The organism is Azospirillum thermophilum (assembly GCF_003130795.1).
Taxonomy (GTDB): domain Bacteria; phylum Pseudomonadota; class Alphaproteobacteria; order Azospirillales; family Azospirillaceae; genus Azospirillum; species Azospirillum thermophilum.
Window position 1 is genome coordinate 430,935 of the sequence record NZ_CP029356.1, and the last position, 22,264, is coordinate 453,198.

Consider the following 22,264-nt stretch of genomic DNA (forward strand, 5'->3'; position numbering starts at 1 on the left):
GTCGGGCCGGGAGCGGATGACACGGGGGCGTCCTGCCGGCTTGGCGGCCGGCGTGCTGGCGGGTCTGGGCATGGATCGTCTTGCGGGTGGGGCTGCGGATGGAGCGGTCAGCGGGGGGCGGCGAGCTGTTCCACATAGTGGCGGGCCAGCGCCTGCAGGATTTTTGGCATCGCGGCCATGGCGCTGGCAAAGCTTTCCTTGCGGATGATCTCGCAGACCGTCTGCTCCTCCGCCGTCGCGGTGGCGGCGCGCGGCCGGTCGGTCAGCAGGGCGAGTTCCCCGAAGATGCGGCCGGGACCGAGCAGGCCGAGGTCGCGCGATCCCGTTCCGTCGTCGCGCCGGATGGCGACGCGGCCGGACTGGATCAGATAGGCGGCGGTCGCCGCATCGTCCTGGCGGAAGAAGACATGGCCGGGCCGGAAGCTCCGCCGCTCCACCACCGTCTGGAAGGAGGTGGCGGTGTTGAATTCGGGCCCGCCCTCCTGCCGTTCCGGCTGGGGCAGGCCGTAGCTGCGCCGGATGGCGGCGATCAGGCTTTCCAGCAGGTAGCGGGCGAGCGGCGGACATTTCTCCAGCTGGGCGCGGAAGGCCTCGCGCGTCAGCTCCCGCGCATGCACGTCGGTGACCGCGCGGACCGAGGCGCTGCGCACCCCGTCGTCGATCAGCGCCATCTCGCCGACGATGGAGTTGGGGCCGAGCGTGCCGATCCGCTTCAGCCCGTCCGGCCGTTCCAGCAGCACCTCCAGCTCGCCCTCCTCGACCAGCCAGGCGCGGTCGCCGTGCCGGCCCTGGTGGACGAGCACCAGCCCGGCGGGGATGCGGACGACGGGGGCGGCGCGGGAGGCGGGCATGGCGGCGGCTCGGGAACGGGTGCGCGGCAGCCTTGATCTGCGCGGTTCCCGGCCACGATAGCCGCGATTCCTTACCGAACCGATAGCGGCCTTGAGAGCGCCGGGCTGCTGCGCTATGCATTGCGCCCCGCGAAACGACCCATGCCCGGCGGCGTCCCCGGCAGTGCCCCTGCCGGGAGGAGCCCTGCCCGGCGCCGCCAACCAGAGGCCCGACCCATGACCGACGGCACCACCGCCACAGAATGCTATTGCCGGTCCGGCAAGACCTTCGAGTCCTGCTGCGCCCCCTATCTGGCCGGCGCCCCGGCGCCGACGGCGGAGGCGCTGATGCGGTCGCGCTATTCGGCCTTCGCCACCGGCAACATCGACTATCTGCACGACACGCTGCTGCCTTCCACCCGCGAGGATTTCGACCGCGCCGAGGTCGAGGCCTGGGCGAAGAACTCCGTCTGGACCGGCATGGAGGTGCGCTCCACCGAGGCCGGGCTGGAGGGCGACGAGGAGGGGCTGGTCGAGTTCGTCGCCCGCTTCACCATGAACGGCAAGCCGCACACCCATCACGAGACCAGCCGCTTCGCCCGGCAGGACGGCCGCTGGTACTATGTGGACGGCGTGCTGGGCGCCCGCCCGCGCATCGGCCCCAAGATCGGCCGCAACGAGCCCTGCCCCTGCGGCAGCGGCAAGAAGTACAAGAAGTGCCACGGTGCGGCCGCCTGACCGGGGGCCGGGTCATGCACGCAATCCCCCGGGTCGCCCGGGGGAGCGCCGGCGGGCGCGGGGCCTTCGCGGGCGCCGCGGAAAATTCATCGTGTCTTTTGTAGCCCGGCGCGCAATCTCAATTGAAAAAAGCGGCGGATCGGATCATCTTCGGTGTGCCGGCCCGTCCCATGTCGGGGCGACGGCGTTATCACGACAGATGAGACCTCACGTATGTTCGACCGTCCGCAGCGCAACAACGCCTTCCGCGCTCCCGAGATCACCCAGCGCAACATCCGGGCCACGGTGAAGTGGTTCAACAGCACCAAGGGCTTCGGCTTTGTGACGCCGGAAGACGGCTCGCCGGATGCCTTCCTCCACTCCACCGTCCTGCAGTTCAGCGGACACGACAGCCTGGCGGAAGGGGCGACCATCACGTGCGACCTGTCGCGCGGCCCGAAGGGCCCGCAGGTGGCTGTCATCCACAGCGTCGACACCTCGACCGCTGCTCCGTCCCGTCCGGCGCGCGCCCCGCGCAGCGACTTCGGCGGCGGCGGCGGCTACGGCGGTGGGTTCGGCGGCGGCTACGGCAATGACGCCGGCGGCGAGACGGTCGAAGGCACCGTGAAGTGGTTCAACGTCACCAAGGGCTTCGGCTTCATCGCTCCGGACGGCGGCGGGAAGGACATCTTCGTCCACATCCGCGCCCTGGAGCGCTCGGGCCTCGCCGGCCTGGAGGACAATGCCCGCGTGAACGTGACCACCCGCCAGGGTGCCAAGGGTCCGGAAGCGCAGCGCGTCGAACTGCTGGACTGAGATCGGACCGGCCGCCGCGCCACCGGCGCGGCGGTTCAGGCCCGCTCGAAGGACAAGAAAACCCCCGCTCCACTGGAGCGGGGGTTTTTCATTATCCGGACCTTCATTGTCCGGACCTTCGTTGTCCGGACATTCCCCCGCCTGCCGGCCGGTGCGGCTTGCGGACGACTCTGCTCAGTCCCCCATCATCGGGCGGGGCAGGGTGGCGGAGTCGTGGCCGACGGGCTGCGCCTGCCGCTCCGGCGCCTTCACGCGGAACCAGGCGGCGTAGAGGGCGGGGAGGAAGAAGATGGTCAGCACCGTGGCGCCGGCCAGCCCCCCCATGATGGCGACCGCCATGGGACCCCAGAAGACGCTCTGCGCCAGCGGGATCATGGCGAGGATGGCGGCGGCGGCGGTCAGGCAGATGGGCCGGGCGCGGCGCACGGTCGCCTCGATGATGCCGTGCCAGCGGGTGGCGCCGCCGCGCACGTCCTGCTCGATCTGGTCCACCAGGATGACCGAGTTGCGCATGATGATGCCGGCCAGCGCGATGACGCCGAGCATCGCCACGAAACCGAAGGGCAGGTTGAACAGCAGGAGCGAGGCTGTCACCCCGATCAGCCCGAGCGGTGCCGTCAGCAGCACCATGGCGACGCGCGAGAAGCTGTGGAGCTGGATCATCAGCGTCGCGACCATGATCAGCAGCATCACCGGCAGCATGGCGTTGATCGAGCCCTGGCCCTTGGCGCTCTCCTCGATGGCGCCGCCCATGGCGATGGAATAGCCGGTGGGCAGGGTGGCGCGCAGCGCGTTGAGCTGTCCGTTGAGCTGGCTGCTGACCACCGGGGCCTGGATGCCGCCGGTGACGTCGCCCTTGACCGTCATGGTGGTCATGCGGCCGCGCCGCCACAGCACGGGCTCCTCCAGCTCGTAGCGGATGCCGGCGACCTGGGAGAGCGGGACGGCGGTGCCGCGGCCGGTGCGGACGCTGAGCTCGCCCAGCCGCGAGAGGTCCAGCCGCTCGTCCGGCGTCGTGCGCAGGACGACGCCGATCAGTTCGGTTCCCTCGCGGTACTGGGTGATCGGCATGCCGTTCAGCAGGAGCTGCAGCGCGTTGGACAAATCCTGCTTGGAGATGCCCAGCGCCCGCGCCTTGGCGGTGTCGACCTCCAGCCGGACGCGCTTGGACAGCTCGTCCCAGTCGAGATGGACGTTCGCCATGTTGGGGTGGCCGCGCATGGTGTCGCGCACCTGATAGGCGATCCTGCGGATGGTCGCCGGATCCTCGCCGGTCACGCGGAACTGCACCGGATAGCCGACCGGCGGCCCGTTCTCCAGCCGGCTGACGCGGACGCGGGCGGCCGGGAAGTCGCTTTCCAGCCGCGGCTCCAGCGCGCGGATCAGGTGCTCGCGCTCCTCCAGCCCCTTGGTCATCACGACGAACTGCGCGAAGTTGGAGGTCTGGAGCTGCTGGTCGAGCGGCAGGTAGAAGCGCGGCGTGCCGCCGCCGGTGTAGGCGGCCCAGTAATCGACGTTGGGGTCGCCGGACAGCATCGTCTCCAGCTTCCGCACCTCGGCCAGCGTCGCCTCGAAGGAGGAGCCCTCGGCCAGCCGGATGTCCACCAGCAGCTCCGGCCGGCTGGCGGAGGGGAAGAACTGCTGCTGCACGAAGCCGAAGCCGACCAGCGAGGCGATGAAGGCGGCGACCGTCACGCCGATGGTGACCCAGCGGGCGCGCACGCAGGCCTCCACCATCCGGCGCAGCAGGCGGTAGCCGCGGGTGTTGTAGATGTCGAGCTCGTGCCCTTCCTCGACGACATGCTTGGGCTTCGGCAGCAGCAGGTAGCCGAGATAGGGGGTGAAGATCACCGCCACCACCCAGGACAGCAGCAGCGACAGCCCGACCACCCAGAAGATGGCGTTGGTGTATTCGCCGGCCGCCGACTGGGCGAGCCCGACCGGCACGAAGCCTGCGGCGGTGACGATGGTGCCGCTCAGCATCGGGAAGGCGGTGGAGGTGTAGGCGAAGGCGCCCGCCTTCATGCGGTCCCAGCCCTGTTCCATCTTCACCACCATCATCTCGACCGCGATGATGGCGTCGTCCACCAGCAGGCCGAGCGCGATGATCAGTGCGCCGAGCGAGATGCGGTGCAGGTCGATGTGGAGGAGCTGCATGGCGACCAGCGTCATCGCCAGCACCAGCGGGACCGCCAGCGCGACCACGATGCCGGTCCGCCAGCCCAGGCTGACGAGGCTGACCAGGATGACGATGGCCAGCGCCTCGGCCAGCGACTTCATGAACTCGCCGACCGAATGGTCCACCACGGTCGGCTGGTCGGCGATCTGCGCCATCTCCAGCCCGGCCGGCAGCTCGGCGCGGATGGCCGCCATCGCCTCGTGGAGCTGCTCGCCGAGTCGCAGGACGTTGCCGCCCTTCGCCATGACGACGCCGAGCCCGAGGGCATCCTGCCCCTTGTAGCGCAGGGTGTAGCGGCGCGGCTCGACATAGCCGCGCTTCACGTCGGCCACGTCGCCGATGGTCAGCAGGCGCCCGCCGGTCTCCACCGGGATGGCGCGCACCGCCTCCGCCGTCTCCAGCCCCATGTCGACGCGGACGAAGACCCGCTGCGAACCGGTGTCGACGTCGCCCGAGGCGGCGATGGCGTTCTCGCGCTGCAGGGCCTGGATCACCGAATCGACCGACAGGCCGAAGCTGGCCAGCCGCTGGCTGGAGATCTCGACATAGACCTTCTCGTCCTGCGGGGCGATCAGGTCGACCTTCTCGACGCCGGGCAGGCGCAGCAGCCGGGCGCGCACGTCCTCCGCCACCTTCTTGAGCTGGGCGGGGGTGAAGTCGGCACCCATGAAGGCGTAGATCGCCGAATAGACGTCGCCGAACTCGTCGTTGAAGAAGGGACCGAGCACGCCTTCCGGCAGGGTGTAGCGGATGTCGCCGACCTTCTTGCGCGCCTGGTACCACAGGTCGGCGACCATGCGCGGCGGCGTGTAGTCCTTGAGCTGCAGGAAGATCACCGATTCGCCGGGCCTGGAATAGCTGCGGGCGAAGTCGTAGTAGGGGACCTCCTCCAGCTTCTTCTCGATCCGGTCGGTGACGTACTGCTCCACCTCGCGGGCGGTGGCGCCCGGCCATTCGGTGCGGATCGTCATGACCTTGAAGGTGAAGGACGGATCCTCCGCCCGGCCGAGGTTCCGGTAGGCGAGCACGCCGGCGAGCACGCTCGCCAGGATCAGGAAGAGCACGAGCGTGCGGTGGTGCAGCGCCCAGGCGGACAGGTTGCCGCGCGAGACGGCGCCGGGCGGGGGGCTGTGCGGCTGGCTCATTTGCCGGGCTCCGTCCACACGCGCACCTTCTGCCCGGCATCCAGCTTGTGGACGCCGGCGGTCACGACCCGCTCACCCTCCTTCAGCCCCTCGGACACGATGGCGAGGTCGCCGGCATAGGCGGCGATGGCGACCGGGCGCAGCTCCAGCCGCTCCGCGCCGGGGGAGACGACCCAGACGGCGGGCTGCTGGTCCTTCTGCGTGATGGCGGTCATCGGCAGGCGGGCGATCACGCCGGCCCGCTCCTGCCGGGCGATCAGCGTCGCCGTCATGCCGAGCTGGACCAGCGGCGGCGGGTCGATCAGCGTGACGCGCGCCTGATAGGTGCGGGTGCCGGGGTCGGCGCTGGGCGACAGCTCGCGCAGCGTGCCGGCGATCGGCGCGCCGGGGTTGGCCCACAGCTCCACCGACAACCGGCGCTGGGGCAGGGTGGCGACCTGCTGTTCGGGGATGTTGGCGACCGCCTCCACCGAACCCAGACGGGCGACGCGGAAGGCGGCCTGGCCCTGGGCGACCACCTGGCCCGGCTCGATCAGCGTCGCGGTGACGATGCCCGGCGCATCGGCGATCAGGCTGGTGTACTGCAGCGAGTTGGTCAGGACATGGAGCTGCGCCTCGATCTCGCGCACCCGCGCCTCCGCCTTGTCCAGCGCGGTCCGGCGGCGGTCGAACTCCTGCCTGGTCGTCCATTCGCCCTGGCGGAGCTGCGAATAGCGGGAGAAATCGGCGCGGGCATTGGCCGCATCGGCCCTGGCGGAGGCGAGCTGCGCCTGGGTGGCGCGCACCTGCAGCTCGATGTCGGCGGGATCGAGTCGGGCCAGCGCCATCCCGGGCTCCACCCGCGTGCCGACCTCGACCAGCCGGGCGACCACCTTGCCGGCGACGCGGAAGCCGACGTCGGCCTCCACCCGCGGGCGGATCACGGCGGGGTAGCGGACGGTGTCGCTGGCGGGCTCCAGCGCCACGGTGACGACGCGGACGGGCCGTGCCTCGACCTCGGGAGCGGAGTGGGTTTCCTTGCAGCCGGCAAGCGCCGCAGCGGCGGCCATGAGGGCGACCGCCCCCAGGGCGCGGCCGCGCAGGACCGTCCCTCCCAACCACCCGGTTGCGAACCCGCTGGTCATATCCCCGTCTCCCCACTGGACTGGACTGTATCGTACTGCTAGATTCCTAGGACGAAGCCGATCCCCCGTCAAGAGTGAACGATACAGTTCAGTGCAGTCCCTAACCAATCAGGGCCCGGACCGGGCCGGCCGGACCGTCGCGGATGGTCCTGCCGATCCCAAGACGGCGCAGATCCTCGCCGCCTCGCGCGAGGTGTTCCTCGAACTCGGCTATGCCGGTGCCTCCATGGACATGGTGGCGCAGCGGGCGCGCGTGTCGAAGACGACGCTCTACACCCGCTTCCCGTCCAAGCAGGACCTCTATGCCGCGACCATCTCGGCCGAATGCGAGCGGCATGGACTGCGTTTCCGGCCGGAGGAGTTCGACGGGCTGTCATTGAGGGACGCGCTGCGGCGGATCGGCCGGCGCTTCGTCGATCTCGTCTGGTCGGAGCCGGCGATCCGCGTCTTCCAGTCGGTCGCCGGCGAGTCCACCCGTCAGCCCGAGCCGGCCCAGATATACTACCGGTCGGGACCGGAGAAGGGGATCGGGGCGGTCGTCGCCCTGTTCGAGCATCTGGCGGCCGGGGGCCTGCTCGACACCGACGATCCGGCCTTCGCCGCCACCCAGTTCCTTGCGGCGCTGCAGGGGGCGCCCTATTGCGCCCTGGTCCTTGGCCTTGGGCCTGAGCCGACGCAGGAGGAACGCTACGCCTTCGTCGACAAGGCGACGGACCTGTTCCTGCGCGGGGTGGTGCCGGCCTCTCAGAAGAGCGGGAGCTGATCGCCCGCCCGCGGCGGCGGCCGGAAGGCGGCGCGGTCCAGCGGCAGCCAGCGTCCGCCCAGCCCCAGCGCCGTCACCAGCCGCTTGAACCGTGCCGACAGCAGGGCGGCATAGGGGCCCTCCCCGCGCATCCGCTCGCCGAAGCCTGACCGGTAGAGATCGCCGCCGCGGCACTGGCGGATCAGGTTCAGCACGCGGTCGGCCCGGTTGGGGACATGGCTGTGCAGCCACTCCTCGAACAGGCCGGATATCTCCAGCGGCAGTCGGACCAGGATGTAGTTGGCGCCGCTGGCCCCGGCGGCGGCGGCGGCCCCGACGATCTCCTCCAGTTCGTGGTCGGTCAGGCCGGGGATCATCGGGGACGCCATGACCGAGACCGGCACGCCGGCGTCGGCCAGCCGCCGGATCGCCTCCAGCCGCTTCGACGGGGTCGAGGCGCGCGGCTCCATCGTCCGGGCCAGCTCGCGGTCGAGCGTGGTGACCGAGATGCAGACATGGGCGAGGTTGCGCGCCGCCATCCGGCCGAGGATGTCGAGGTCGCGCAGGATCAGCGCCGACTTGGTGACCAGCGAGACCGGATGGTTGAAGGAGTCCAGCACCTCCAGCACCCGGCGGGTCAGCGCCAGCTCGCGCTCGACCGGCTGGTAGGGGTCGGTGTTGGTTCCCATCGCGATGGTCTCGACCCGGTAGGAGCGGGCGCGCAGCTCGCGGTCCAGCAGCTCCGGCGCGTTCGGCTTGTGGTACAGCACCGTCTCGAAATCGAGGCCCGGCGACAGGCCGAGATAGGCGTGGGTCGGCCGCGCGAAGCAATAGACGCAGCCATGCTCGCACCCCGGTAGACGTTGATGGAGCGGTCGAAGGGCACGTCGGGCGACTGGTTGCGGGTGATGATGCTGCGGCTGCTGTCCACCAGCAGGGTGGTGCGCAGCGGCGGAAGCTCCTCGTCCTGCCAGGACCCCCAGCCGTCGTCCACCGCGACGCGGGCCTCCCGCTCGTAGCGTCCGCTGCGGTTGCTGACCGCGCCGCGCCCCTTGCGCGGGATGTCCGGCAGTTCATCGACCATGGGCGGGACAATGCCACGCGCAATCGAACAAAACAAGAACATCGAAACGCTATCCGCCGGGAAAATAATCGCTGTCTGCGATGATCCGGCCGGTCTTTCCCGTCGTACTACCTCTTCAGGCGCGAGCCGCAGGCCGACGGCGTTTCAGCCGGCGCCGGCTCAACGGATGGGAACCCGGAGGAAGACAGAGATGGGATGGCTGACGAACGCGAAGATCGGCACGAGGCTGGCGGTCAGCTTCGGCGGGATCCTTGTGCTGCTGATCGGACTGACGGCGGTGGCGATCGAGAAGGTGGACCTGATCAAGGAAAGCCTGACCCTCATCAACGACGTGAACAACGTCAAGCAGCGCTACGCCATCAATTTCCGCGGCAGCGTGCATGACCGCGCCATCAGCCTGCGCGACGTCACCCTGCTGACCGACGCCGGGGAGCTGGCGAAGGAGATCGCCACCATCGACAAGCTCGCCGCCGACTATGCCCGCTCGGCCGAGCTTCTCGACCGCATGTTCGCCAGCCGCACCGACGTCACCGCGCGGGAGCGCGACATCCTCGCCGGCATCAAGGAGACGGAGGCGAAGACCCTGCCGCTGATCCGCCGGGTGATCGAGCTGCGCCGGGCCGGCGACACCGCCCAGGCGACGCGCGTGCTGGTGGAGCAGGCGCGCCCGCTGTTCGTCGAATGGCTGGCCCGCATCAACCAGTTCATCGACCTGCAGGAGGAGGACAACCGCGGCGTCGCGCAGAACGCCCGCACCGTCGCCGCCGACTTCCGGATGCTGATGATCGGTGTCTGCGCGCTGGCGCTGGTGCTGGGCGTGGCGCTCGCCGGGTGGTCGGTGGCGACGGTCCGTCCGCTGCGCCGGCTGACCGACACCACGCTGAAGCTGGCCGAGGGCGACCTGAGCGTGACGCTCCCCGACTCGAAGAGCCGCGACGAGGTCGGCGCCATGATCCGCGCCGTCCAGGTGTTCAAGGACAGCATGCTGCGCACCCGCCGCATGGAGGAGGAGAAGGAGGAGGCCGAGCGCCGGGCCGAGGAGGAGAAGCGGCGCACCATGACCGCGCTGGCCGACCAGTTCGAACGCAGCGTCGGCTCCATCGTCGGGCTGGTGGCCTCCGCCGCGACGGAACTGGAGGCCGCCGCCCAGACGCTGAACAGGACGCTGGAGCAGACCAACGGGCAGGCCAGCACCGTCGCCGCCGCCGCCACCCAGGCGACCGCCAACGTGGAGAATGTCGCCGAGGCCTGCCGCCAGCTCGCCGGAACGGTCGAGAGCGTCGGCCAGCAGGTCCGCCAGTCCGCCTCCGTCGCCGGGCGGGCGGTGGAGAACGCCGAGCAGGCGCAGGGCACCGCGGAAGGCCTGGTGTCCGCCACCCAGCGCATCGACGAGGTGGTGCAGCTCATCAACTCCATCGCGCAGCAGACCAACCTGCTGGCGCTGAACGCCACCATCGAGGCGGCGCGGGCCGGCGAGGCCGGCAAGGGCTTCGCCGTCGTGGCGTCGGAGGTGAAGAACCTCGCCAGCCAGACCGCGCGGGCGACCGAGGACATCACCGCCCAGATCTCGGAGGTGCAGGAGGTGACCCGGCGCACCGTCGACTCGATCCGCGGCATCGCCCAGGTGATCGGCGAGAGCAGCCAGATCGCCGCCACCATCTCCGCCGCGGTGGAGCAGCAGGCGGTGGCGACGCAGGAGATCGCGCGCAACGTCGAGCAGGCCTCCGCCGGCACCTCCGAGGTGTCGGGCGCCATCGTGCAGGTCAGCGGCGCCGCCTCGCAGGGCGGGACCGCGGCGGCGCGGGTGCTGTCCAGCGCCCAGGAGCTGTCCCGCTCCGCCGCCACCCTGCGGACGGAGGTCGCCGGCTTCCTGGCGAAGGTGCGGGCGGCCTGACGGCCGATTCCCAGACGCCCGGCTCCCGAGGGCGGCTCCCGAGGGCGGCTTCCGAGGGCGGCGTCCGCGCCGCTTACCCCACGCCCCAGCCGCCGGTGTCCGGGAAGGGCACGGCGGGCGGCGGGACGGCGCCGGCCGGCGCCTTGGGCAGGGGCCGCGCGGCAGGGGCGGGGCGTCGGCGGGCGTCGGGCGCAGGCGGGTCGGCGCGACCCACCAGCCGGGCTCGGCCGCCGCGATCAGCCGCGCCGCCTCCGCCGCCTCCGCCGCCCCGGCATAGAGGCCGAAGCAGGTGGCGCCGCTGCCCGACAGCCGGGCGAGCAGGATGCCTCGGGTACGCTCCAGCGCCGCCAGCGTGTCGGCGATCGCCGGGGCGACGGTCAGGGCCGGTTCGGTCAGGTCGTTGCGCCGCTCGCGCAGCAGGGCGGCCAGCGCCGCCGCGTCGGCCGGCGCCGCGGTGAAGCGGGCGGCGGTGGAGAAGCCGCCGCGGCGTGCCCTGAACACCGCGGGGGTGGGGACCGGGACGCCGGGGTTGACCAGGACGGCATGCACCTCCGGCAGGGCGGGGGCCTCGTCCAGCAGGTCGCCGATGCCGCCGAAGAAGCAGCTCCGCCCGGCGAGGCAGACCGGCACGTCGGCGCCGAGTCCCGCCGCCACCTCGAACAGCAGCGGGTCGCCCGGCGGCACCCCCCACAGGGCGGCCAGCGCGCGCAGCGTCGCCGCCGCGTCGGCCGACCCGCCGCCGATGCCCGAGGCGACGGGCAGCGCCTTGGACAGGGCGATCATCGCGTCCGCCTCCCGCCCCAGCCGGGCGGCCAGCGCATAGGCCGCGCGGATGACGAGGTTGTCCGCCGGCCTTTCCCCCATCAGTGCCGGACCGAAGCGGCCGGAAATGGCGAGCCGCGGGGCGGCGGGCGGCAGCTCCATCCCGCGCAGGACGATCCGCGCGGCCCCCGGCCGCACCGTCACCGTATCGCCGACCTCCGCGAAGGCGACGAGGCTGTCCAGCTCGTGATAGCCGTCCGGGCGGCGGCCGACGACGTGCAGGTAGAGGTTCAGCTTGGCCGGCGCCGGCTCGACGATCGGTGTCGCTGCAGAGGTCGCAGGGGGCATGGGGGCGGGTCTCCGGGAAGGTCGCCCGGATGTTTCACCATCAATGCCTCCGCCTTACCAAGCGGAAAATCCGCCGCCGGGCGGCCCGGCTACTTGGCCGGCGCCTCGCCGGCGGCGGCGGCCTTGGTTTCCGGCAGGCCCTTGTCCAGCTTCGCCTGGATCTGGTCCTTCTGGGTGTCCTCGTCGGCGTTGCGCAGCGCGCGGGTCCACTGGAAGCGGGCCTCGTTGCGCCGGCCCACCCGCCAGTAGGCGTCGCCCAGATGGTCGTTGATCGTCGGGTCGCCGGGCTTCAGCTCCACCGCGCGCTCCAGCTTGACGACGGCGCCCTCGTAGTCGCCGAGCCGGTAGAGCGCCCAGCCCAGGCTGTCGATGATGTAGCCGTCGCGCGGGCGCAGCTCCACCGCCCGCTCCACCATCGCCTTGGCCTTGTCCAGGTTCAGGCCGCGGTCGATCCAGCTGTAGCCGAGATAGTTCAGCAGGATGGCCTCGTCCGGCTTCAGCGCCAGCGCCGCCTTGAGGTCGGCCTCGGCCTCGGCCCAGCGGTTCAGCTTGTCCTCGGCCATCGCGCGGGCGTAAAGCAGCGGCCAGTGCCGCTCCTGCGGCGTGCCGATGCGCTGCAGGGCCGTGCTGTAGGCCTTCACCGCCTCCTCGTGCTTCCTGGCGACGCGGTAGAGGTCGCCGAGGCGGATGACGGCGTCGGTGCGTTCCGGCCGCTGGGCCGACAGCTCGGTCAGCAGGGCGATCGCCTCGTCGTTGCGGTCGAGCCGGGCGAGGCTGTCGGCGATGCGCATGCGGGCGGGCCAGCCCAGCACCGGATCCTCCCGCAGCGCGCCGTAGGTGGCGATGGCGTCGGCATGGTGGTCGCGCGAGGCCTGGATGTCGCCGATCATGAGCTGGGTCAGGCCGAGGTCCGGCCGCAGGTAGAGCGCGATGCGGCCGAACAGCAGGGCGGTTTCCTCCGCCCCCTCGTGATGCAGCGCGCTTCCCAGGTCGAACAGCGCCTCCGCCATGCCCTGGCGGGCGTCGCCGATGATGCGGCCGGGCGGCTTGCCGCTGCCCACCGACTTCAGCGCCGGCTCGATCAGCAGGCTGTCGGGGTTGTCGGACTGGAACGTGCCGTAGAGGGCGCGGGCCTCCGCGGTCTTGCCGGTGCGTTCCAGGAAGTTGCCGGCCAGATGAACCACGCGCAGCGGCGCGTCCTTCTCCACCACCTTGGCGTAGCGGGCCGCCGCCTGGTCGGCGCGGCCGGCGATGTCGAGGATGAGGGCGGCGTGCAGGTCGTGCAGCGCGGTGAAGCCGCTTGCCTCCGACAGGGGCTGCAGGGCATCGAGCGCGCGGTCGGTCTGGCCGCGGGCGGCGGCGAGCCAGGCCTGCATCAGCGGCGCGATGAAGCGGCCCATGCCGTCCTTCGGCATGCGGGCGGTCGTCGCCTCCGCCTGGTCGAGACGGTTCTTCACCAGATGGTCGGCGGCGAGCAGCGAGATGGCGAGCTGCGGGTCGGAATCCTGGTCCAGCAGCTTGCCGGCCAGCGCCAGGGCCGGATCGTACTGCCCCTCGCCCAGCTTCAGCAGGAAGGTCCGGCGCAGCAGGGAGAGGTCCTGCGGATCGGCCTGCAGCGCCTGGGACATGTAGACCGCCGCCGCCTTCCAGTCGTCCTGGTGCTGGGCGAAGCGGCCGGCCAGATAGCTGCCGGTGGCGGAGACCGCGTCGTCCGGCGTGCCGGCGGCCTGCGTCGGCATCCCGAGGCCGAGGCCGGCCGTGGCGAGAAGAATGGCCGCCAGCGGCCGACGCGCCCTGTGGAGCACCCTGTGGAAACTCGTCATCCCCTGCCTCACCTGCACAGCATCCGCGGATCCGGGACCCTCAGATTGCGGTCGAATCCCTTGCCCCACCATTAACTATGAAAAACCGGGAGGAAAGCTACCGCGGAATGCGGGCGGCGCAACCGATGCGGCGGCGGCTCCGTCACCGCCACTCCTGCCGGACGCGCTCGATGCAGCCGGCGGAGAGGATGAAGGCGACATGGGCGTCCATGTGGGCGCGCAGCCGGTCGGGCATGCCGGGGGACAGCCGCGCCCCCTCGACCTTCCAGCGCGCCATCCAGGACAGGGTGCGCAGCCAGGTCAGCCGCCGCAGCGGGGCCAGCCACGGGCGCACCGCGGCGGCGAGTGCCGGCGGCACCGCCTCCTCCCAGGCCGCGAGGAAGGCGGCGGTGTCGGCCGGCGACAGCTCCGCGTCGATGTCGGGGTCCCAGCGGGTGGAGGTCACCAGGCTGGCATGGGCGAGGTCGATCGCCGGATGGCCGTACTGCAGCTTTTCCAGGTCGGTGAACCAAGCCTTGCCCGCCGCGTCGATCAGGAAATTGCCGGGTGGGTGTCGCTGCCGACCGCGGTGACCGGCATCGGGCGGTCGCGGAGCCGCGGATCCCGCTGGAAGCGGCGGGCCTCCTCCAGCTCGGCGGCGACGGCCCCGGCGGCGGCGGCGGAGAGCCCGGCGCGGGCGAACCATTCCGCCTGCCGCTCCACCACGGCCAGGGTGGCGGCCACCGGGTCGGCCGGGGCGGGCAGCGGCGGCCGGTCCTGCGGGGCGGGCAGCGGGAGGCTGTGGAGGGCGGCCAGGGCGCGGGCGACGGATGCCATGTCGCCGGGCAGGCGCGGCGGGCGGCCGGCGATCTCCCGCACCAGCAGGGCGCCCATCGGCAGCCCGTCGCCGGGCGGCAGCACCGCGGCGAGCGGCGGCGTGTGGCCGCAGGGCTCGGCCCGGCGGAAGGCGGTGGCCTGATGCTCCAGCGCCGCGGCGGGGTCGAGCCCCATCTGGCTCCAGCGCGGGATGCGGGCGACCAGCCCGCGGCCGGCCAGCCGCACATGGTCGTGCGCGACGCCCTTCAGCGGCATGGGGTGGAGGTCAGACGCCGCCAGCCCGTCGAGGCCGGGCAGGCGGGTCAGCGCGGCGTGCAGCGCCGCCGGATCGACGCTCACCGGAGGGCCGCCGTCAGCGCTGGTGCTCGCGCAGCCGCGGCATCAGCTCGACGAGGTTGCAGGGCCGGTGGCGGTTGTCGAGCTGCCAGACCAGGATGTCGTCCCAGGCGTCGCGGCAGGCGCCGGGCGAGCCGGGAAGGGCGAAGATGTAGGTGCCGTTGGCGACGCCGGCCGTGGCGCGGCTCTGGATCGTCGAGGTGCCGACCTTGGCGTAGCTGAGCTGGCGGAACAGCTCGCCGAAGCCCGGAATGGCCTTCTCGTAGAGGGCCTCCACCGCCTCCGGCGTCACATCGCGGCCGGTCACCCCGGTACCGCCGGTGGTCAGCACCACGTCGATCTGCGGGTCGGCGACGCAGGCCTGCACCTGGGCGCGGATCGCCGCGAGGTCGTCGCGGACGATGGTGCGGAAGGCCAGCCGGTGGCCGGCCCCGGTCAGCCGCTCCGCCAGCGCGTCGCCGGAGCGGTCGTCCTCCGGCGTGCGCGTGTCGGACACCGTCACGACGGCGATGTTGACGGGCAGGAAGGGGCGGGTCTCGTCAATCTTTGGCATCGGATCCGTCCGGGGTGGCGGTCTCGCGCTCCGCCACCGAGGATCCGGACAGCGCCCCACCCGGCAGGACGCCCTGGGGAACGGCTTCGGCCGCGGTGGCGGTCTCGATCCCCGGGGCCTCCTGCGGGACAGGGGCGGCCTCGGGAACCGCGTCCGGCCGGAGGTCCGCCGGCGGCTTGGTCGCCACCAGCGTCGGTTCCACGGCCGGGCGCTTGTCCTCCGCGATATAGACCGGCCACCCGCCCGCCGCAACGGCGTCGAGCGACGCCGTCTCCTGGCCGAGCCTCAGGCGGTAGATCCAGAAATTCGCCAGCACCTTCTCGACATAGTCGCGCGTCTCGGCGAAGGGCAGGCTCTCGATGAACAGCAGCGGGTCGGTGACGTCCGACAGGTCGCGCCGCCAGCGCATCAGCGTGCCGGGACCGGCATTGTAGGCGGCGGCGGCGAGGAACAGGTTGCCGCCGATCTCCGGCATCGTCAGCAGCTCTGCCAGATAGCGCTGGCCGAGCTCCATGTTGCGTGCGGGATCGAACAGGGCGGAGCGGTCGGTGTCGGCGTCGCCGATGTCGGCGTTGCGCTCCTGCACGTGCTGGGCGGTCGCCGGCATGATCTGCATCAGCCCGGTCGCCCCGGCGGAGCTGACCAGCCGCGGATCGAAGCGCGATTCCTGCCGCATCACCGCGAAGACCAGCGCGCGGTCCAGCGCGAAGCCGTCGCGCGGCTTCCAGTGGGGCAGCGGATAGAGGGCGGCGGCATAGGGAGCGCCGTCCGGCCCGGCCACCGCATTGCCGATCTGGAGCGACAGCGCCGGCAGCCCGGCGCGGTCGGCCAGCGTCACCAGCGCCTGTTCGATCAGCGCGTTGCCCTTGGGATGGATGCGCTGCAGCTCCATCTCCGCGAGGTCGCGCTGGTCGGCCTGGAGCAGGGCGATCGCCCGCAGCCCCTCCGGCCGCTCGGCCAGCGCCTTGAGCTGCCGGCCGGAGAGCTCCGGCGCCTGCCAGCGCAGCGAGCCGGTGTCGCCCAGCGCCCGCAGGGCGACGAGGCCGTAGAAGGTGTGGGAATAGCGCGCCGCGGCGAGAAGCTGCTCGCCCGCCTGACCGTTGCGCCCCTTCAGCTTGTGCATCCGGGCGGCCCAGTAATGGCCGGCGGCGGCCAGCCACGGGGAGCGCGGGGCGCCGGCGGCCATGGCGTCGAAATGGCGCGAGGCGCGGTCGACCTGCTTCAGCCGGTAGGCGGCGAGCCCGGCGATCCAGTGCGCCTCGGGAAGAAGCTGGCCGGAGCGCGACGCGCTGGCCGAGGCAAGCGACAGCGCCTCCCCGACATCGCCGGCATAATAGAGGGCGGCGGCGATGCGGGAGCGCGCCAGGTCATACTGCGCGGTGTCGAGCGAGCGGCCGAACTCGTCCTGGTTCAGCAGGGACAGCGCCGGGCCCGGCTTGCCGCTGCGCAGCAGATCCTCGATCCGGGCGATGGCGGCCCGGTCGGTGCGCGGCCGGCTGACCGTGCGGCTGCGCGGGGCGACGGTCACCGACTCCTCGCCCGACGCGATGGGAGAGGGGGCGGCCTCGTCCGTCCGCTCCTCGCCGGCCTGTCTGTCGGCCCCCTGCTTCTCCGCCGCCCGCTTCTCCGACACGGTGCGCAGCCCGCCCAGCCGCTCCAGCGAGCCGGACAGCCGTTCGCCGCGCTCGCTGTTCGGCGCCTTGGGCGGGCGCTGGCCGGCGGGCTGGCGCCGCTGGGCCAGGCCGTGGACGCGCTCGGCCCCGGCATGGTCGGCATAGCGCTGCATCCAGCCGGCCAGTTCCTCGTAGGAGGCGCGCCGGTCGGGGTGCAGGTAGCGCTGGCGCAGGACGTAGCCCAGCAGGCGGGTGTCGGAGAGCTGCCTGATCTCGGCGTCGGCGGCGTCCCACTCCGCCCGCTCCTGCAGCAGGAAGATCCGGCGGTAGCGGCCGGCGTCCTCCTCGCCGAGCTGGACGGCGCGAGCCTCCTCGTCCGTGGCGAGGAGCAACGGCTGGTCGGCACGCGCATGGCCGGGCGGAGTGACGGGTCGCCCGTCCGGCGCGTGGATCACAAGGGCGGCACGGGCCGGACGGTAGCCGTCCAATCCGTCGGGTGCCGCGGCCAGAACCACCGCGATGCCCAAGGCCCCCAGAAGGTTCCGCTGCAGCGACGCCGTCGGTCCGACGGAGTTTGCTGCACTGCAAAATATCCGGAGCATTTGATCGGAATAACGCACAGCGGAGCGAACCGCAAGCATAGGATTTCACCTTATGCGCGGTATTTCAGCATTCGTACGTGTTTCCAATCACTTACCGAGGGGTGCGCAATAGCCTTACCCCGGACGGCGAAGCCTTGGGGGCGGGCGCTCCGCGGTGACTGGATGGTGGCTGAACGGTATCTGTCGATCGTCTTGGAGATGACTGTAAAGGACGGTCCCGGATATTACGCCGTCCGGGCCTGCCATTCGTCGATCTTCTGGCGCAGGACGAGCATGTCCCGCCACGCCTCGCGCTTGGCGATCGGGTTGCGCAGCAGATAGGCGGGGTGGAGCATCGGCAGCACCGGGACCGGCGCGGCAAGGCCGGGGGCGGCATACTCCTTCCACTGGCCGCGCAGCCGGGTGATGCCGTCCGGCCGGTTCAGCAGCGTCTTGGCCGAGGTGCCGCCCAGCGGGACGATCACCTTCGGGGCGATCAGCGCGACGTGGCGGTCCAGGAAGGGCAGGCAGGCGGCGATCTCCGCCTGGGTCGGGCTGCGGTTGCCGGGCGGGCGCCAGGGCAGGATGTTGGTGATGTAGACCTGCCCGCGGTCGAGCCCGATCTGCGCCAGCATGCGGTCGAGCAGCCTGCCGCTGACCCCGACGAAGGGCTTGCCCAGCCGGTCCTCGTCCTCGCCGGGGGCCTCGCCGATCAGCATGACGCCGGCCGCCGGGTTGCCGTCGGCGAAGACGGTGTTCATGGCGGTCGCCTTCAGCGGACAACCGTCGAAGGCGCGCAGGGCCGCCTCCAGCTCCTCCAGCGTCCTCGCCTCCGCGGCGCGGGCGCGCGCACTCGCCCCCGCCTCGCTGGCGCCGAGCGGCACGCCGGCGGGGTGGCCGGCATGGGAACCGGCAGGGGAACCGGCAGGGGAAGCGGAATGGGAAGCGGCGGGGTGCGACATCATGCCCGATGCGGGAGGCCGGCCGGCGTCCGGCCGGGCCGGCGCGCGGGCGGCGCCGGGCGGCAAAGCTCCGGCTGGCGCGGGCCGCGCCATGGCGGACCGGGCGGAAAAGGCGGCCCAGTCCATCGGCTCGTCCCCCACCGCCTCGTCACAGCCGATGTCGGCATGCCAGCGCAGGGCATCCAAGATGTCGCTTACGTCAATCATCGTTTGACCTTACCACAAGGCTTGTGGTCTTACATGGGCTGAATACCCGATATGGGTGCGATGCGGTAGGACCGGCATCCTTGGCGGGACGGTGGCGGTCCAAAACAAAAAACGTGGGGGACCTGCAATGGAGCGCGAACCGCGCGAGGTAATGGAGTATGACGTCCTGATCGTCGGCGCCGGCCCTGCCGGCCTCGCCGCGGGCATCCGTCTCAAGCAACGTGCCGCCGAGACCGGCCAGGACCTCTCCGTCTGCATCATCGAGAAGGGCTCCGAGGTCGGCGCCCACCTGCTGTCCGGCGCCGTCTTCGAACCGCATGCGCTCGACGAGCTGATCCCCGACTGGCGGGAGAAGGACGCGCCGCTGACGACCCAGGCGAAGGAGGACCGCTTCGTCTTCCTCACCGAGTCGAAGGCCTATCCCTTCCCGGTCGTCCCGCCGCAGATGCACAATCACGGCAACTACATCATTTCGCTCGGCAACCTCGCCCGCTGGCTCGGCACCCAGGCCGAGGAGCTGGGGGTGGAGATCTATCCCGGCTTCGCCGCCGCCGAGGTGCTGTACGACGAGACCGGCGCGGTCAAGGGCGTGGCCACCGGCGACATGGGCATCGGCAAGGACGGCGAGAAGACCGGCAGCTACACCCCCGGCATGGAGCTGCACGCCAGGCAGACCATCTTCGCCGAGGGCTGCCGCGGCTCGCTGACCAAGACCCTGTTCGAGCGGTTCCGCCTGCGCGACGGCGTCGACCCGCAGACATACGGCATCGGCATCAAGGAGCTGTGGGAGATCGATCCGGCCAAGTCGAACCCCGGCCTGATCATCCACACCATCGGCTGGCCGATGGATCCCAAGACCTACGGCGGGTCTTGGCTGTACCACATGGAGGGGAACCTCGTGTCGGTGGGCTTCGTGGTCGGGCTCGACTACTGGAACCCGCACATGAGCCCGTTCGAGGAGTTCCAGCGCTACAAGACCCACCCCTACATCCGCCCGACCTTCGAGGGCGGCCGGCGCATCTCCTACGGCGCCCGCGCGCTGAGCGAGGGCGGCTTCCAGTCGATCCCCAAGCTGACCTTCCCGGGCGGCGTGCTGATCGGCGACGCGGCGGGCTTCCTCAACGTGCCGAAGATCAAGGGCAACCACACCGCCATGAAGTCCGGCATGGTCGCGGCCGAGGCGGTGTACGAGCACCTGACCGGCGGTGCCGCCGGCAACGAGGTGACCGAGTATCCGGACAAGCTGAAGCAGTCCTGGCTGTGGTCGGAGCTGCACGCGGTGCGCAACATCCGCCCGGGCTTCCAGAAGGGCCTGTGGTCCGGCCTCGCCAACGCGGCCTTCGAGACGGCGATGAAGGGCAAGACCCCGTGGACGCTGCACCACAAGCATGCGGACAACGAGTCGCTGGTGAACGCCGCCGAGGCGCCGAGGATCGACTATCCCAAGCCGGACGGGAAGGTCAGCTTCGACCGGCTCTCCTCGGTGTACCTGTCGAACACCAACCATGAGGAAAACCAGCCGGCGCACCTGACGCTGAAGGATCCGGAGGTGCCGATCCGCGTCAACCTCGCGCTCTACGACGCGCCGGAGACCCGCTACTGCCCGGCCGGCGTCTACGAGATCGTGCGCGCCGACGACGGCTCCAACCCGCGGCTGCAGATCAACGCGCAGAACTGCGTGCACTGCAAGACCTGCGACATCAAGGACCCGACCCAGAACATCAACTGGGTGGTGCCGGAAGGCGGCGGGGGCCCGAACTATCCGGGCGGCATGTAACCGCCGGACGGAACGCCTCCCTTCCCCGTGAAGGGAGGCGTTCTTCGTTCATCGCGGCCCGTCGCCCGGCAGCTCGAAGCTGGCGACGACCGGGGCGTGGTAGCTCTCCGGCGAGCGGTCGACCGTCGCGTGGGCGACCAGCTCGTCGCTCAGCGCCTCGTTGTGGATCTCGGCGCTGCGGAACCAGCCGAGCAGGCTGCGCGAGACCAGCAGATGGTCGAGCATCACGGCGTCGCCGCCATGCAGGACGGAGAAGCGCCGGTCCTCCGGCAGGGACCGTTCCAGCGGGACCAGCGCACGGCCGGCGAGGTCGCCGTTGCCGGTCGAGTCGAGGTCGGCGCGGATGATGCGGACCGGCGTCTGCTCCATCCCGGCGTTGCAGTCGCCGGCGACGACGATCAGCGCCTCCGGATCGGCGTCGAACACCCTGTCCACCGCCAGCCGGGTCTCCAGCGCCTGTCCGGCGCGCTTGATGGCGGCGAGGTAGAAGCCCTCCGCCCAGCCGCCGGCCGTCCGCCAGGTCAGCGCCGCCACCTTCTGGCCCGGCACCGGCGCGGCGAGCGGCGCGCGCAGATGCAGGTTGAAGACATGCAGGGGCCGGCCGCCGGGCAGGGTGATCTCCGCCTGCAGGACCGGCCGGTCCCAGGTGACGTCGCCCGGCGCCTCGCCCGGCGGGTCGGCCGTCACCATCCGCACCTGCGGCGGCGGAACCAGATCGTGGCGCAGCAGATGGGCCGCGGCGACCGGCCAGCGGCTGACCACCACCAGATTGTGCCGGTCGGCCAGCTTGCGGCCGTCGCCGGCCGTGCAATGGAAGCCCTCGTAGCGGGTGCCCTGCAGCAGCCGGTCGAGGGCGCGCAGCACCCGCGGCTCTCCCTTCGCGGGGTGCTGGGCGTTGACCTCCTGCAGGCACAGCACGTCGGCCGCCAGCCGTTCGAGCTGGGGACGCAGCACGGCGGCCCGCGCCTCGAAGGGCGGGTCGCCGGCATCGTCGAAATTCTCCAGGTTGAAGGTGGCGATGCGCAGCGGGCTGCTGGAGGGGCTGCTGTCGGGGGTGGCGCTTTCTGGCATGGGATCCGGTCCGGGATTCGGGTCGCCCCGGCCGCTCCGGCATTGCGGCCGGAGGCTCTGCCGTTCGGGCACCGGTTAGAACAGCACCCGGTCAGAACAGTTCGACGTCGCCTTCGATATCGCTGCTGCGCAGGCGATCCATGAAGGTCTCCTCCGACCGCGCGATGTCGCGCAGCCTGTCCTCACCGATCAGGCGGCGCTGCGACCGTCCGGTGGTGGGGTAGAACCGCACCGAACGGGGCAGCGTTCCGCCCACGTCCCAGCTTATGGTCGGGATCCCTTCGGTCGCAAGATACTCCATCACGAACTCGACGTTGCGCTGGCCGATGGCGGCGCCCCGTATGGTGCCGAGATTGACGCTGGCGCCGCCGAACACCTTGGCCCGCAGCCGGTCGCGCCGCCCGGTGACCGACAGCATGCGGTTGATCAACTGCTCCATCGCCGCGCTGCCGTAGCGCGAGGACAGCGACAGCGTGTCCAGCCCGGCGTCCGGCAGCAGGAAGTGGTTCATGCCGCCGATCCCCGCGTCGGGATCGAAGATGCAGGCGGCCACGCAGGATCCGAGGGTCGTCGTGATGATGATGTTGGGGTCGTCGCTCACCACGCAGCCGCCGACCACGATGTTCACGATCTCCGCTCCCAGCCGGCCGTCATGATAGCGGTGGGCGGCCGTGTCCTGCCGTTCCAGCCGGCGGCGGAGCGTGATGCGCGACGTGGCGGACAGGGCGAGGGAGGTGGACATGGGCTGCGGCGACCCCGTCGTTCTTCGGTCGGAAAAGGGCGGATAAGGCCCCGTTCGGCCTATGCCGAGTGTATAGGTAGTACGGCGAGAGCGCCAGACCAGTCTCTCGCCCGCCAGGAAAAACCCGTATTTTAGGGAAATG

Annotated in this window: 16 protein-coding genes and 2 pseudogenes; 5 read left to right on the forward strand and 13 right to left on the reverse strand. The window is 71.3% G+C overall.

Annotation, left to right across the window (positions count from 1 at the left end):
* Positions 1-107: 107 nt before the first annotated feature.
* Positions 108-851 carry a cyclic nucleotide-binding domain-containing protein gene (locus DEW08_RS23105; RefSeq protein WP_109331720.1) on the reverse strand — a complete coding sequence of 248 codons (744 nt, stop codon included), beginning with the start codon at positions 849-851 and terminating at the stop codon, positions 108-110.
* Positions 852-1,067: 216 nt separating this feature from the next.
* Between DEW08_RS23105 and DEW08_RS23110 the strand changes: the two genes are divergently transcribed.
* The gene (locus DEW08_RS23110) at positions 1,068-1,568 is read left to right on the forward strand and encodes a YchJ family protein (RefSeq protein WP_109331721.1); all 501 of its coding nucleotides are present in this window, start codon (positions 1,068-1,070) and stop codon (positions 1,566-1,568) included.
* A gap of 213 nt (positions 1,569-1,781) precedes the next feature.
* Entirely contained in the window at positions 1,782-2,363 is a 582-nt protein-coding gene (locus tag DEW08_RS23115) for a cold-shock protein (RefSeq protein ID WP_109331724.1), read from the forward strand.
* Between the two features lie 174 nt (positions 2,364-2,537).
* Here the strand turns inward: DEW08_RS23115 and DEW08_RS23120 are convergent, their stop codons facing one another.
* Positions 2,538-5,687: an efflux RND transporter permease subunit gene (locus DEW08_RS23120; protein WP_109331728.1), complete on the reverse strand. Its 3,150-nt coding sequence runs from the start codon at positions 5,685-5,687 to the stop codon at positions 2,538-2,540.
* Positions 5,684-6,811 (reverse strand): efflux RND transporter periplasmic adaptor subunit, encoded by a 1,128-nt coding sequence (locus DEW08_RS23125; RefSeq protein WP_109331729.1) that lies wholly within the window; start codon positions 6,809-6,811, stop codon positions 5,684-5,686. The genes DEW08_RS23120 and DEW08_RS23125 overlap by 4 nt, the downstream gene beginning before the upstream one ends.
* 91 nt (positions 6,812-6,902) lie before the next feature.
* Between DEW08_RS23125 and DEW08_RS23130 the strand changes: the two genes are divergently transcribed.
* Positions 6,903-7,574 carry a TetR/AcrR family transcriptional regulator gene (locus DEW08_RS23130; RefSeq protein ID WP_245986924.1) on the forward strand — a complete coding sequence of 224 codons (672 nt, stop codon included), beginning with the start codon at positions 6,903-6,905 and terminating at the stop codon, positions 7,572-7,574.
* On the opposite strand, the pseudogene DEW08_RS23135 reads toward DEW08_RS23130, so the two are convergent.
* Positions 7,556-8,637, reverse strand: a pseudogene (locus tag DEW08_RS23135) (PA0069 family radical SAM protein). The gene DEW08_RS23130 and the pseudogene DEW08_RS23135 sit on opposite strands and share 19 nt — an antisense overlap.
* 190 nt (positions 8,638-8,827) lie before the next feature.
* Between DEW08_RS23135 and DEW08_RS23140 the strand changes: the two are divergent.
* Complete coding sequence (locus tag DEW08_RS23140; RefSeq protein ID WP_109331730.1) at positions 8,828-10,531, forward strand: methyl-accepting chemotaxis protein; 1,704 nt, start codon at positions 8,828-8,830, stop codon at positions 10,529-10,531.
* 249 nt (positions 10,532-10,780) lie between these two features.
* Here DEW08_RS23140 and DEW08_RS23145 read toward each other — a convergent pair.
* The 7 genes and pseudogenes from DEW08_RS23145 to DEW08_RS23170 form a co-directional block, all read right to left on the reverse strand.
* Positions 10,781-11,641 (reverse strand): annotated as a pseudogene (locus DEW08_RS23145) (4-(cytidine 5'-diphospho)-2-C-methyl-D-erythritol kinase); the annotation flags it as partial.
* A gap of 89 nt (positions 11,642-11,730) precedes the next feature.
* Positions 11,731-13,464: a tetratricopeptide repeat protein gene (locus DEW08_RS23150; RefSeq protein ID WP_245986925.1), complete on the reverse strand. Its 1,734-nt coding sequence runs from the start codon at positions 13,462-13,464 to the stop codon at positions 11,731-11,733.
* A gap of 142 nt (positions 13,465-13,606) precedes the next feature.
* Entirely contained in the window at positions 13,607-13,909 is a 303-nt protein-coding gene (locus DEW08_RS32825; protein WP_245986926.1) for a hypothetical protein, read from the reverse strand.
* A gap of 86 nt (positions 13,910-13,995) precedes the next feature.
* The gene (locus DEW08_RS32830) at positions 13,996-14,619 is read right to left on the reverse strand and encodes a phosphotransferase family protein (RefSeq protein ID WP_245986927.1); all 624 of its coding nucleotides are present in this window, start codon (positions 14,617-14,619) and stop codon (positions 13,996-13,998) included.
* A gap of 13 nt (positions 14,620-14,632) precedes the next feature.
* A complete protein-coding gene (gene moaB, locus DEW08_RS23160) occupies positions 14,633-15,169 on the reverse strand; it encodes a molybdenum cofactor biosynthesis protein B (RefSeq protein WP_109331731.1) in 537 nt (178 codons plus the stop codon).
* The gene (locus DEW08_RS23165; protein WP_245986928.1) at positions 15,156-17,309 is read right to left on the reverse strand and encodes a lytic transglycosylase domain-containing protein; all 2,154 of its coding nucleotides are present in this window, start codon (positions 17,307-17,309) and stop codon (positions 15,156-15,158) included. The genes moaB and DEW08_RS23165 overlap by 14 nt, the downstream gene beginning before the upstream one ends.
* Before the next feature lie 299 nt (positions 17,310-17,608).
* Positions 17,609-18,532 carry a uracil-DNA glycosylase gene (locus DEW08_RS23170; RefSeq protein WP_109331733.1) on the reverse strand — a complete coding sequence of 308 codons (924 nt, stop codon included), beginning with the start codon at positions 18,530-18,532 and terminating at the stop codon, positions 17,609-17,611.
* A gap of 127 nt (positions 18,533-18,659) precedes the next feature.
* Here DEW08_RS23170 and DEW08_RS23175 point away from each other — a divergent pair, with 127 nt between their 5' ends.
* Positions 18,660-20,309 (forward strand): electron transfer flavoprotein-ubiquinone oxidoreductase, encoded by a 1,650-nt coding sequence (locus tag DEW08_RS23175; RefSeq protein WP_109331738.1) that lies wholly within the window; start codon positions 18,660-18,662, stop codon positions 20,307-20,309.
* A 48-nt stretch (positions 20,310-20,357) separates the two neighbouring features.
* On the opposite strand, the gene DEW08_RS23180 is transcribed toward DEW08_RS23175, so the two are convergent.
* Complete coding sequence (locus DEW08_RS23180) at positions 20,358-21,380, reverse strand: endonuclease/exonuclease/phosphatase family protein (RefSeq protein ID WP_109331739.1); 1,023 nt, start codon at positions 21,378-21,380, stop codon at positions 20,358-20,360.
* Positions 21,381-21,471: 91 nt separating this feature from the next.
* Positions 21,472-22,122 carry a chemotaxis protein gene (locus tag DEW08_RS23185; RefSeq protein ID WP_109331740.1) on the reverse strand — a complete coding sequence of 217 codons (651 nt, stop codon included), beginning with the start codon at positions 22,120-22,122 and terminating at the stop codon, positions 21,472-21,474.
* Positions 22,123-22,264: the final 142 nt, after the last annotated feature.

Excerpts from the sequence above, each read along its gene's own strand:
- DEW08_RS23120 (WP_109331728.1), bottom strand. The coding sequence starts at position 5,687 with ATGAGCCAGCCGCACAGCCCCCCGCCCGGCGCCGTCTCGCGCGGCAAC.
- DEW08_RS23185 (WP_109331740.1), bottom strand. The coding sequence starts at position 22,122 with ATGTCCACCTCCCTCGCCCTGTCCGCCACGTCGCGCATCACGCTCCGC.
- moaB (WP_109331731.1), bottom strand. The coding sequence starts at position 15,169 with ATGCCAAAGATTGACGAGACCCGCCCCTTCCTGCCCGTCAACATCGCC.
- DEW08_RS23175 (WP_109331738.1), top strand. The coding sequence starts at position 18,660 with ATGGAGCGCGAACCGCGCGAGGTAATGGAGTATGACGTCCTGATCGTC.
- DEW08_RS23150 (WP_245986925.1), bottom strand. The coding sequence starts at position 13,464 with ATGACGAGTTTCCACAGGGTGCTCCACAGGGCGCGTCGGCCGCTGGCG.
- DEW08_RS23180 (WP_109331739.1), bottom strand. The coding sequence starts at position 21,380 with ATGCCAGAAAGCGCCACCCCCGACAGCAGCCCCTCCAGCAGCCCGCTG.
- DEW08_RS23110 (WP_109331721.1), top strand. The coding sequence starts at position 1,068 with ATGACCGACGGCACCACCGCCACAGAATGCTATTGCCGGTCCGGCAAG.
- DEW08_RS23125 (WP_109331729.1), bottom strand. The coding sequence starts at position 6,811 with ATGACCAGCGGGTTCGCAACCGGGTGGTTGGGAGGGACGGTCCTGCGC.
- DEW08_RS23140 (WP_109331730.1), top strand. The coding sequence starts at position 8,828 with ATGGGATGGCTGACGAACGCGAAGATCGGCACGAGGCTGGCGGTCAGC.
- DEW08_RS23115 (WP_109331724.1), top strand. The coding sequence starts at position 1,782 with ATGTTCGACCGTCCGCAGCGCAACAACGCCTTCCGCGCTCCCGAGATC.
- DEW08_RS23105 (WP_109331720.1), bottom strand. The coding sequence starts at position 851 with ATGCCCGCCTCCCGCGCCGCCCCCGTCGTCCGCATCCCCGCCGGGCTG.
- DEW08_RS23170 (WP_109331733.1), bottom strand. The coding sequence starts at position 18,532 with ATGATTGACGTAAGCGACATCTTGGATGCCCTGCGCTGGCATGCCGAC.